Annotated in this window: 8 protein-coding genes; 5 read left to right on the top strand and 3 right to left on the bottom strand. The window is 69.0% G+C overall.

Features of this window, described 5'->3' with window-relative positions; genetic code table 11:
* The first annotated feature begins 218 nt into the window (after nt 1–218).
* The 5 genes from AB0L97_RS04805 (at nt 219) to ppsA (ending at nt 9,330) form a co-directional block, all read left to right on the top strand.
* The gene (locus AB0L97_RS04805; RefSeq protein WP_364425288.1) at nt 219–1,739 is read left to right on the top strand and encodes an AAA family ATPase; all 1,521 of its coding nucleotides are present in this window, start codon (nt 219–221) and stop codon (nt 1,737–1,739) included.
* 261 nt (nt 1,740–2,000) lie between these two features.
* Entirely contained in the window at nt 2,001–3,443 is a 1,443-nt protein-coding gene (locus AB0L97_RS04800) for a wax ester/triacylglycerol synthase domain-containing protein (RefSeq protein ID WP_364425286.1), read from the top strand.
* 188 nt (nt 3,444–3,631) lie between these two features.
* On the top strand, nt 3,632–6,352 hold the full coding sequence (locus AB0L97_RS04795; protein ID WP_364425284.1) for a cation-transporting P-type ATPase: 2,721 nt from the start codon (nt 3,632–3,634) through the stop codon (nt 6,350–6,352).
* Between the two features lie 69 nt (nt 6,353–6,421).
* Nucleotides 6,422–6,976 (top strand): flavodoxin domain-containing protein, encoded by a 555-nt coding sequence (locus tag AB0L97_RS04790; protein ID WP_364425282.1) that lies wholly within the window; start codon nt 6,422–6,424, stop codon nt 6,974–6,976.
* 26 nt (nt 6,977–7,002) lie between these two features.
* Nucleotides 7,003–9,330, top strand: coding sequence for a phosphoenolpyruvate synthase (ppsA, locus tag AB0L97_RS04785; RefSeq protein ID WP_364425280.1), 2,328 nt, complete (start codon nt 7,003–7,005; stop codon nt 9,328–9,330).
* On the opposite strand, the gene AB0L97_RS04780 is transcribed toward ppsA, so the two are convergent.
* The 3 genes from AB0L97_RS04780 to AB0L97_RS04770 form a co-directional block, all read right to left on the bottom strand.
* Nucleotides 9,308–10,207 (bottom strand): universal stress protein, encoded by a 900-nt coding sequence (locus AB0L97_RS04780; protein WP_364425278.1) that lies wholly within the window; start codon nt 10,205–10,207, stop codon nt 9,308–9,310. The two genes, ppsA and AB0L97_RS04780, sit on opposite strands and share 23 nt — an antisense overlap.
* Before the next feature lie 25 nt (nt 10,208–10,232).
* Complete coding sequence (locus AB0L97_RS04775; RefSeq protein WP_364425276.1) at nt 10,233–10,769, bottom strand: hypothetical protein; 537 nt, start codon at nt 10,767–10,769, stop codon at nt 10,233–10,235.
* 95 nt (nt 10,770–10,864) lie between these two features.
* Nucleotides 10,865–11,854, bottom strand: coding sequence for a nitroreductase family protein (locus AB0L97_RS04770; protein WP_364425274.1), 990 nt, complete (start codon nt 11,852–11,854; stop codon nt 10,865–10,867).
* Between the last annotated feature and the right edge of the window lie 236 nt (nt 11,855–12,090).

Below are 12,090 nucleotides of genomic sequence, written 5' to 3'. Positions count from 1 at the left end.
CAGCAGCCATGTGGTGTCCAGCCTGCGCAACGACCGCGAGATACGACAGATCCGCGGGTCGGTGAACAGATGGGAAATGGTCCCGAGCCGATTGGACGAACGACCTTCGCGCCATCGACGCCCACGGCACGGCCCGGGCGGTAGGCCATTGGACCCTAGGCACACGAGGTTGTCGCGGACGACCCTGAAGCTCGACTCGTCTAGCAGAGGGAGCCGTCATGCTCGATGTCTCGGCCCTACGCGTCGCCCTGCGAACCACCCACGAACCGTTCGCGCAACTTCGCGAGACGCACACCGGGCTCGTGGTGCTGTGCGGCGACCGTGCCTACAAGGCGAAGAAACCGATCGTCACCGACTTCCTCGACTTCGGCACGCCGGAGAACCGCGAGCGAGCTTGCGCCCGCGAACTCGAGTTGAATCAACGTCTCGCGCCCGACGTCTATCTGGGTCTGGCGCATTTGACCGACCCGGAGGGTGGCGCCGCGGAGCCGGTCATCGTGATGCGCCGGATGCCGGACGCGTTACGCCTGTCCACCATGCTCGCGGACCCGACCCGCCAGACGGCCGGGCTGCGCGCGCTGGCGGAGACTCTCGCGCGTTTCCACGCAGGGGCACGGCGCGGCGCCGATATCGACCGGGCCGGCACACCGGAGCAGCTGCGACGGCGCTGGGACGCCCTGTTCCAGCCGCTACGCGAACGTCCACCGGGGACGATCGATCCCGGCGCGCTCGATCGCGCCGTGCACCTGGCGACGCGCTTCATCGACGGCCGCACCGCCTTGCTGACGCAGCGCATCGCCGACAACCGCATCGTCGACGGTCACGGGGATCTCCTCGCCGAGGACATCTTCGTCCTGCCCGACGGCTTCCGAATCCTCGACTGCTTGGATTTCGATGACCGACTGCGCTGCGTCGACGGTCTCGACGACGCCGCATTCCTGGCGATGGATCTCGAATTCCTGGGTCACCCAGCGAAAGCCGACGCGTTCTTACACGACTACCTGCGCGCCGCGCGCGATTCGCCGCCGCCGTCGCTTCGGCATCACTACATCGCCTATCGGGCGACGGTCCGCGCGAAAACCGACGGAATCCGGGCCGATCAGGGCGATCCGGAAGCGGCGGGGCGCGTCCGGCGACATCTCGCCCTCGCTGTCGAGCATCTCGAACAGGGCACCGTACGTCTCGCGCTGGTCGGCGGCCTGCCCGGCACCGGGAAATCCACGGTGACTGCCCGTTTGGCGGCCGAGACCGACGCCGTCACGATCTCCAGCGACAGTGTCCGCGCCGCTTTGCGCGCCACAGGATCCATCGCCGGCGCCGCGGGAGTCTTCGGCGCGGGCGCCTATCGGCCCGCCGCGAAGGAATTGGTGTATTCGCGGATGCTCGCCCAGGCCAGGGACCTGTTGGAGCACGGCGTCTCGGTGATTCTCGATGCCAGCTGGACCGACGCGAACCAGCGCGCCCGAGCCGCCACCGTGGCCGAGGAGACGCGCAGCGATCTGGTGTCGCTGCGGTGCGCCTGCCCACGAACACTCGCGGCCGAGCGGATCGGTGCCAGGCCCCAGAGCGACTCGGAGGCCACACCCGCGATCGCGGACGCCTTGGCCGCCGCGGCAGCGCCGTGGCCCGAGGCCATCGAACTCGACACCGCACAACCGATCGAGAGATCGATCATGACGGCGCTGAAGGTCTGGAACGACGTGACGGACCCAGTGCCGACCTCCATCGGGCGCGGGTGAGCCACCCCACCGCACCGGAGGTCGTACGCCGCGGATCGAGAAACCCGCCGTGGCGACTCAACTGCCTCGGCCGAAGGACGAAGGGCCTCCGGATAAGGGTCTTCGTCATCGGTCGCCGTCGAGGGAAACTCGGCAGACTGAGTGAACCCACTGGCCCGCCGACACCGCGTAGGACATCGGCCGTACCGGTCTCGCGGCGGGGCCAGATCCGGAGTGGGTAACCGCTCCACACTGATACGCAGTGGACGAAGGCAGCAGCTGATGGACTCCCGCGAAACCCACATGTCGCAGTCGGATCTGTTCTCCTGGAACATGGAACGCGATCCGGTCCTGCGCTCCACGATCGTGTCGGCCCTGATCCTCGATTCCGAACCGGACTGGGACCGCCTGCTGCAAACGATGGATCGCGGCACCCGCGTGGTGCCCAGGTTGCGGCATCGGCTGATCGCCGCACCACTCGGCCTCGCCCCGCCACGGTGGGTGCTCGACCCGGATTTCGATCTTTCGTGGCATGTGCGTCGATCCGCGTTACCGGAACCGGCGAGTCTGGCCGAGGTACTCGAATTCGCGCGTACGGAGGCCATGACCGGTTTCGATCCGGCCCGCCCGCTGTGGCGCTCGACGTTGCTCAGCGGTTCGGCCGGCGCGGGCTGCGCCCTGGTGCTGACGGTGCACCACAGTCTCACCGATGGCATCGGCGGCATCCAGATCGCCACGGCGCTGCTCGACTTCGACCGCGCGGGCACCGACCGCGGGCATCCATCCGAACCGCGGGGCGACCCGGAGAGCGCGCTGCGCGACATAGTCTCGTGGAACGTCGCGGTCGGCTCGGATCTCGTTGTGAGCGGGGTCCGTTCGACGCCGCCGACGATCCGGCGAGCACTCGCCGATCCAGCGCGGGCGGTGCGCGAAGGCACCGCGCTGGCCGGCTCGCTGGTCCGGTTGGCCCGGCCCATCACCACGACGCTCTCGCCCGTGATGACAAGGCGAAGTCTTGGTCGCCGGGTAGCGGTCCTCGACGTGCCGCTCGAACGATTGCGCGGTGCGGCACGGGCAGCGGGCTGCACGTTGAACGATGCTTTCCTCACCGCCGTGGCGATCGGTTTGCGCACGTACCACCGCCACCACGGGGCGAAGCTCGACCAGCTACGGGTGACGATGCCGATCAGCCTGCGCACCCCCGACGACCCGCTCGGTGGCAACCGCATCACCCTCGCCCGTTTCGCGCTACCGGTCGATCTCGACGAAACCGGGGAACTCATGCGCGCCGTCGACGCCGCGGTCGCGGCTTGGCGGCGAGAACCGGCGATTCCGCTGTCGGGCGCCGTCGCGGCCGTGCTGAACCGATTGCCCGCCCGGCTGCTCACCGGACTGCTCAAACACGTCGATTTCGTCGCCTCCAACGTCCCCGGCTCCCCCGTGCCCCTCTACATCGCCGGGGCGCGGATCGACCGGATGTATTCCTTCGGCCCCACCATCGGTACAGCCGTCAACGTCACGCTGACCTCGCATGCCGGGATCTGCTATGTCGGGATCAACGCCGATACGGCCGCGGTCCCGGATACCGACACGTTGACCGAGTGTCTCGCCACCGGCTTCGCCACGGTGCTCGAGCTCGGCACCGAGCGCGCGGCGGTACCCGGCCCCGAATCGCGAGAAGACGTGGACTCGCAGCCGTCGTATCCAGGCTTCCGACACCGGTAGGGCCTCACAGAGCGGGACTTCAGCCCCGCTGCCACGACTACCGCAGCGCACGCTCATGGCGAGAGGAATTCAGAGGAGGCTTCGATGAAACGCCACCTCCGAGCCGCATCCGCCTCGCGCCAGCTCGGCGGTGAGATCCGGCGGCTCACCACCGTTCTGGACCGCCTCCGCGACGTGGCGGCACCGTTGTGACCGGCCTGGTCGAAGCCGAACCCGGTCTGCGGGTCGATCCGACCGAGCGGATCGACCTGTTGCTGCGCGATCTGCGTGGCAGCCGCCGCGGGCTCACCACACGCGAGGCCGAGCGACGCCTCATCCATTACGGACCGAACATGCTGCGGAGGCGGGGCCGCCGGACCTGGCCACGGGACCTGGCTCGTCAATTCACCCACCCACTCGCGCTGTTGCTGTGGGCAGCGGCGGTTCTGGCCGGGGCGGTCGGCATCGTTCCGGTCGCGATCGCGATCGTGGTCGTCATCATGATCAACGCCGCGTTCGCGTTCGCGCAGGAAAGGCATGCCGAGCAGGCGGTGGAGGCACTGGCGGCGTATCTACCGATGCGGGCACGAGTGGTGCGGGACGGGCAGGTCGCCGAGGTCGAGGCGACCGGCGTCGTGCCAGGCGACGTACTGGTCATCGCCGAGGGCGACCGAATCTGCGCGGACGCGCGGCTGCTCGACGGCGGCATCGAGGTGGATCTGTCCGAACTGACCGGCGAGTCGATGCCCGTCTACCGCAGCGCCGACACCGTCGACGCCGGAGTGCCGCTGGCGCAGGCCCGCGAACTGGTCTTCAGCGGCACATCCTGCACCGAGGGCGAGGCACGCGCGATCGTCTTCGCCACCGGCATGCACACCGAACTCGGCCGCATCGCGGCCCTGTCCGAACGCGTCGAGCGCGACGAGAGCCCGCTCGAACATCAAGTGCGCCGCGTGGCCTGGTTGATCGCGCTGATCTCCGTGCTGCTCGCGGCGGCGTTCATTCCGCTCGCGATGCTCGGCGCCGGACTGTCCCCGATCAATTCCGTGGTCTTCGCCGTGGGGCTCCTCGTGGGCAACGTCCCCGAGGGTCTGCTGCCGGTGATCACCCTCGCGTTGGCGATCGGCGTGCGCGATCTCGCCCGCCGCGGCGCGGTCGTCAAACGCCTCAGCGCCGTGGAGACCCTCGGCTCCACCGATGTGATCTGCACCGACAAGACCGGCACCCTCACCGAGAACCGCATGCGAGTAGTCGCCATCGACACCGTCACTGGAGCGCACGACCCTGACGCACGGTCCGGAAAGCGGGATCTCACCCTGACCCGCATCGCGAAAGCGATGGTCGCCTGCAACAACGCTCGTCTCGCCGATACCGGCCCCGCCGTCGGCGACCCTACCGAGGTGGCGCTGTTGGCCGCGGCCTCGGAGTTGGGTGAGCAGGTGCGCACCGACGAGCGAGAGCGTTTGCGGCAAAGCCTGTTTCACTTCGACCCGGTGCGGAAACGCATGTCGACCGTCGACGCGGACGACACCGGTCGGCTGCGGGTGCACGCGAAGGGAGCCCCGGAGTCGCTGCTGCCGCTGTGCACCGCCGAGCTCGGCAGCGACGGCGGCATCCGTCCGTTGAATGCGCCGCGCCGCGACCAGCTCGCCGAACTCGTCGATTCCCGCGCGCAGCAAGGTCTGCGGATGCTGGCCGTGGCCGAGCGTGATGTCGCCGGTCCCACGGCACCGCGGGATCGGGAACTCGCCGAGAGAGATCTGGTCCTGCTCGGTGTGGTCGCCATGGAGGACCCACCTCGGCGCGAGGTCGCCGAGGCCGTGCGACTGTGCCACGACGCTGGCATCCGCATCGTCGTCATCACGGGTGATCACGGGCTGACCGCGGCGGCGGTCGCCGATCAGATCGGCATCACGCGGGGAACGCCGACCGTGATCACCGGCGCGGAACTGGAGCGGATGAGCGAAGCGGATCTCGACGAGCTGCTGGCGGGCCCGGCCGAACTGGTCTTCGCCCGCTCCTCGCCCGAGGCAAAACTGCGCATCGCGGACGCGCTGCGTGCGGCGGGCCATGTCGTCGCCATGACCGGAGACGGCGTCAACGACGCGCCCGCGCTACGGCGCGCGGATATCGGGGTGGCGATGGGTCGTTCCGGTACCGACGTGGCTCGCGAGGCGGCCACCATGGTGCTCACCGACGACAACTTCGCCACCATCACCGCGGCCATCCAGGCCGGTAGACGGGTCTACGACAACATTCGCAAGTTCATCTGCTACATCTTCGCCCACACCACGCCCGAGGTGACACCGCTGCTGGTGTTCGCGCTCTCCGGCGGCGCGGTACCGCTGCCTCTGACCGTGATGCAGCTGCTGGCTTTCGACGTCGGCACCGAGACACTCCCCGCGCTGGCGCTCGGACGAGAAGCGGCCGAGCCCGGCCTGATGCGCAGGCCACCACGCGAACGTGGTGAGTCGGTGATCCGCACACCGATGCTGCTGCGCGCGTGGCTGTTCCTCGGGGTGATCGCGGCGATACTCGCCATGACCGGCTTCTTCTTCGTGCTGCTGCACGGCGGTTGGCACCCGGGCGACCCCACCGGCCCCGGTACACCGCTGCACCACACCTACCAGCAGGCGACCACGATGACGTTTTTCGGCATGGTCGCCGGCCAGATCGGCACCGCGTTCGCCGCACGCACCGATCGTGCCTCACTGCACTCCATCGGCGTACTGTCCAACCGCTTGCTGCTATGGGGAATCGTCTTCGAACTCGCCCTCGCCGCGGTGATCATCTACGTCCCGGTGATGCAACGTTTGCTCGGGACCGCCGCATTGACCCCTGCGATGCTCGCGTTCACCTTGCCGTACCCGTTCATCGTCTGGGGCGCCGACGAGATCCGCCGCTGGTTACTGCGCCGCCGCCGGCAATGACCATGGTCCCCTCGGCCCAGGGCACGAGTCCTCTCACCCAGCTCGGCGCCCGCGAGCAGAATTTTCGGCATGGACCAGGACCAACACCGCATCGCCGTCGTCTACGCGACCGAACAGGGATCGACCCGCGACATCGCCGAATTCATCGGCACCGAGCTGTCGGGTCGCGACGCGATCGTCCAACTCGCCGATATCGACCACGCGCCCGACCTGTCCAACTTCGACACCCTCATCCTCGGCAGCGCGGTCCACAACATGAAGCTCCTGCCTGCCGTCGCCGACTACGCACACGCCCACCACGACGAGTTGGCGAGAAAGGACGTCTGGCTGTTCAGCGTCGGACTCGCCCCGGCACTGCGCGGACCGATCGGACGCCGACTCGGCCGGCTCGTCCCGAAGAAGATCGCCGCCCTGCGCGACGACATCGACGCGCACGACTATCGGGCGTTCGCCGGACGGTACGACAGCGACGGCATCTCGCTGCGAACCCGGATGCTCTACCGGCTGCTCGGCAAAGGCCGCTACGGGGATCTCCGCGACTGGGCAACGGTCCGCTCCTGGACAGACACCATCGCCCGGAGCCTCCGGCTGCCGCCCGCCCGCTCCACCACCATCACTCCCTGAGCAGCCACAGTCCGATGGGAGCCGTTATGGGCGACTACGTGACCGACCTCGCCGATCTGCGGCTGACGGACGCAGACCGCGTCGGCGGCAAGGGCGCGAATCTCGGGGAGCTGGTGGCGGCGCACCTGCCGGTGCCACCCGGGTACGTGATCCTCAAGTCCTGCTACGAAGAGGTGATCATCCACGGGCCGCACGGCGCCGAACTCGACGCCTTGCACGCCGAGGCGCTGCAAGCGGCATCGGAGGGCACTCGCTCCGACGACGCGCGACTCGACGAACTGTGCACCCGTATGCGCACACTCGTGCACCGAACACCGATGGCGGCAGGAGTGCACGACGCCGTGCTGACCGCCTACCACCGGCTCGGCGATTCCGTTTCGGTCGCGGTGCGCTCATCCGCCGTCGGCGAAGACAGCGCGACCGCCTCCTTCGCGGGAATGAACCTGTCGCGAACCAATATTCGCGGCGACGACCGGCTGATGGATGCCGTCGTCGACTGCTGGGCATCCCTGTTCACCCCGCGCGTACTCATCTACCGCGCCCGCCGCGAGATGCACGAACGACCGGATATCGCGGTGGTGGTGCAACGTATGGTCGCCGCCCGCAGGTCGGGCGTCGCCTTCACCGCCGACCCCGCGACCGGCCGCCGCGATCGCGTGGTCATCGAGGCAGCGCGCGGCCAAGGCGAAGTCGTGGTCTCCGGAGCGACCGAGCCCGACACTTACATGCTCGACGCCAAGGGGCCCACGCTGATCGCCGCGCGCACCGGCCACCAGGGATTCGCCGTCGTGCCCGGGCCCGACGGTGACCAGCGGATCCAGCTGACCGACGAGGAGGCCGCGGCTCAGGTACTCAGCGAAGACGAGGCCTTGACGGTAGCCCGGACGGCCTTGCAGGTACAGCAGCTGCACGGTGGCATCCCGCAGGATGTCGAATGGGCATTCGACGACGAGCGGCTGTGGCTGGTGCAGGCCCGGCCCATCACCACGCTGGCCGGCCGCGCGGATACCGGAACTCCGGCGCATGCACCAGCCCCCACCCAGGTCCTGTTACGAGGTCTTGCCGCCGCACCCGGCCGAGCCAGCGGCGCCGTCCGGATCTTGCGCTCGCCGTCGGAGGGCTCGACACTGCGGGTCGGCGAGGTACTCGTCGCCGCCATGACCAATCCGGATTGGCTACCGACCATTTCGCGAGCATCGGCCCTGGTCACCGATAGCGGCGGGATGACATGCCATGCCGCGATCGTCGCCCGCGAACTCGGCGTGCCATGCGTGGTCGGCACCCGCACGGCAACCACCACCCTCACCGAAGGCGCCGTCGTGACCGTCGACGGGTCCGCGGGTCAGGTGCACGCCGGGCGATCGGAACCGGTGCACGCCGCGCCCAGGCCGTCGGAGCCGACCGCCCCGGCGGAACCGACCGCGACCCGCGTTTACGTCAATCTCGCGCTACCGGATGCCGCCGAACGAGTCGCGGCCACCGATGTCGACGGTGTCGGGTTGCTGCGCGCGGAAACGCTGATCACGCAGGCCCTCGACGGACGCCACCCCCGGGATCTGATCGCCCGCGGCGAGCAGGACGCCTTCGTCGAACGGCTGTCGGCGCCCTTGCACCGGATCGCAGCGGCATTCGCCCCGCGGCCGGTGATCTATCGCGCGACCGATCTACGGAGCAATGAATTCCGTGACCTCGCCGGCGGGACACGCTATGAACCCGACGAACGCAATCCGATGATCGGGTACCGCGGTTGCTACCGCTATATCCGCGAACCCGAGGTCTTCGCGCTCGAACTCACCGCCCTGGCCCTCGTCCGCGAGAAAACGCCGAATCTGCACTTGATGATCCCGTTCGTGCGCACCCGCTGGGAGCTGGAGGCCTGCCTCGACCTCGTCGACACCAGCCCGCTGGGCAACCAGCGTGGACTACACCGCTGGGTGATGGCCGAGGTGCCCTCGGTGGTGCACTGGCTCCCCGAATACGTAGGGCTGGGCATCGACGGCGTCTCGATCGGTAGCAACGACCTCACTCAGCTCATGCTCGGCGTCGACCGCGACTCCGCCACCTGCGCCGAGTTGTTCGACGAATCCGACCCCGCCGTACTCGACGCGATCGGCAGGATCGTCGAGACGGCGCGACGGCTGAAGATCACGGCCTCGCTGTGTGGGCAGGCCCCCTCGACACGCCCCGAATTCGCCGAACACCTGGTACGGATGGGCATCACCTCGATCTCGGTGACGCCGGACGCGGTGCCCGCGGCCCGTCGGGCGATCGCCGCCGCCGAACGGCGCGTGCTACTCGAGCAGGCACTCTCGATGCGAAACGACGCCCGCGTCAGCTCTGACGCACCACGATGACGGGGCACTCCGCCGTATGCAGCAACGCCGCGCTGGTGGAACCGAGCAGCATGCCGGGGAACCCGCCGCGGCCGTGGCTACCCACCACGAGTAATTGGGCCTCGTCCGATTGATCGACGAGAGAACGAACCGGCCGGTCACGCACCAGCACACGCCGCACCGGCACCTCCGGGTAGCGCTCGCCGAATCCGGCGAGATTCTCGGCGAGCAACGCGTCCTCCCGTTCCCCCACCGCATCCCAGCCGGGCACGAGATCGATACCGCTCGAATCGCTCCACGCGTGCAGCGCGATCAGCCCGACCTTACGGCGCGCGGCCTCCTCGAAGGCGACTTCGATGGCGGGCACGCTGTTGTCGGTTCCGTCCACCCCGACCAGCACGGGCTTTCCCGCGGAGAAGGCGTCGGTCGCCGAAGTCGAGCGCACGACCGCGACCGGACAGTGTGCGTGCCGCGTCACCGCCGTGCTCACCGAGCCGAGCAACTCGCGCCGATACGCACCGAGCCCGCGGCTGCCGACGACGAGCATTCTCGCGTGCTCGGACCGGGCCAGTAGGTCCGGGATGATCGGCTCGAGCGTCGACTCGGTACTGATCGCCAGCGCCTCCCCCGATGCCGTGGTCCTGGCGACGCGGGCAGCCTCGGTGAGCACCCGTTCCCCGTCCTTGCGCAGCCATTCCATATCGGATTCGGTCAGTGTGGCGCCGAGGCCGAACCCGGGCGGCACAGCGACGGACGTCACGATGTGCAGTCGGGAACGATGCAGCGCGGCGTCGGCCGCGGCCCACGCCGCAGCGTGATACGAGCTGGCCGAACCATCGACGGCGACGACGATCGGCCGATCCGGCGGTTCCACGTGCGCGGTCGAGTTCTCCGTCATGGCGCTCTCCTCGATCCCAGGTCCGTCATTCCATGTCCGTTCCGATCGGTCCGCTCAGACGCCGCCATTCGGCCGCCAAGCGAGCGCCACGCATTCGGTCGAGCAACCGTGCGGTAGATGAAGCCGAAACCATCGCACCGAAACACATTCCGACAAAGGTGACCGAGCCGAGCGCGACTCCGGCCCACAGCGCGTCCGAGTACGGCCGCGGCGGTGTGGTTGTCTTCCCGGCCGAATCGAACCACACCGTGACGTGGCTGCCGGGTTCCGCCGCGCCGGGGACCGGGACGGTCGCGCTGCCTTCGCGGCCGTCCCGGCTCCACCGCACCGGCGCTTGGAACCGTGCCCGTGCGTCGTCCTGTCCAGCGACTGTCAGCACCGGTTCCGGTGCGCCTGCCACCGTCGCCGTCACGGCCACCTTGGCGGAGTTCTCCACTCGGATCCGCTCCGCGGCCTTCGTGCTGCCTGCCGTGCCCGCGATAACGGCGAGCGGCACGGCGATCAGCACTGCCATCGCGGCGAACAGCCGCACCAGTGCCTCCCACCGGTCCGAAGCGCGCATCAGTGGATTGCCGTTCCACGGCCGCCATCGCCACAGGCGAACCGTCCGCGACGGATACCGCGCCACCTTGGATCACCCCTCCGGGGCACGCCTCGTCATGAACCAGAACGATCCAGCGGATGCACCACCTCGTCGAGCGGGCGGCGCGGCGTGGGCGGGACCGGATCCGCGCTCGGAACCGCCCAACCGATCCGCACGATCATCTGCGGATGCGCGCTGTCGTCGAGAACGTGGGCACGGATGCGTTCCCTGGTGTCGGCCAACTCCATCGGCTCCGTCAACGGGCAAGTGGCCAGCCCGAGCGACGTGGCGGTCAACAGCACCGCGCTCGTGGCCTCACCGGCCCGCAGCTGGGACAACCGATCGTCACTGCTGGTGCTCAGCAGGATCATCCGGTCGGCGGCATCGATGTCACGCACCACCGCCTGCGGCAATCCCGGGTTCGAGAACGGACGCACCGTTGGGTCGGCCTCGGTCGCCACCGCGTTGCGCGCCGGCACCCCTTGCGGCGCCGCGTGCCTGCCGCTCCACTGGGCGAGTTCGGCGCCGTAGGAGACGTCACGGGCGTGCTGCCAGGCCGCCTGTTCGAACGCTCGCAGCAACTGGGTCCGCGCCGGTTCGGCCTCGACATCGCGCACGAGCACTCCGGTCGCCACCCCGGCGGCGACGATGGCCTCGATATGCGCGGACGGCACCTCCCACGAGCTGAAGCGGCGGCGATCCGTGCTGCGTTTGCCGATGGCGCGCGCCAACTCGACGTGCTCGGGCGTGCATGTGGTCGGACGGAATTCCACGGCGGCGAGATGCTCGGGCGCAGCAGGGTTCGGTAGCCGATGGATCACCGTCTCCCACCCCTCCGCGCGAGCGGCGACGCGCAGATGATGCAACGCCGCACCGCAACTCAGCAGCAGGTCACGTCCGTCAGGGTCCGTGTGCGGGAGCCTTCGGCTCTCGTCGGCGTACAGGTGGACGGTCTCGCGTCCCAGCCGCCACTGCCAGGGCTGGGTGTTGTGCACCGATGGCGCACGAGATGCCAGCGCCAACGCGGATCGCAGTGTCTCGGAATCGGGGTGTGTTCTCGGCATCGCTTGCCTCTCATCGAGATTCGTCCGGCAGGCGCGAAACCGGATCCGCGGCCGCGCCACCGTCCAGCACGAACTCCGAGCCGGTCCGGCAGGTGGCCTCGGTGACCAGGAACCGGTGGGCCCGCTTTCGCCTGGATTCAGCATCGCGCGAACCCGTGGCGCAGGTGACGGCCGAAGGTCACCGAACAGCGGGCACTCTGGCACGTCACCGGCTACCGAGAACCTGGGCGTACGGC

It is taken from the genome of Nocardia sp. NPDC051911 (genome assembly GCF_040681035.1).
In the GTDB taxonomy this organism is placed as follows: Bacteria; Actinomycetota; Actinomycetes; order Mycobacteriales; family Mycobacteriaceae; genus Nocardia; species Nocardia sichangensis.
The sequence above is the reverse complement of the archived record's forward strand: the minus strand, read 5'-3'. Positions and strand labels throughout refer to the sequence as shown.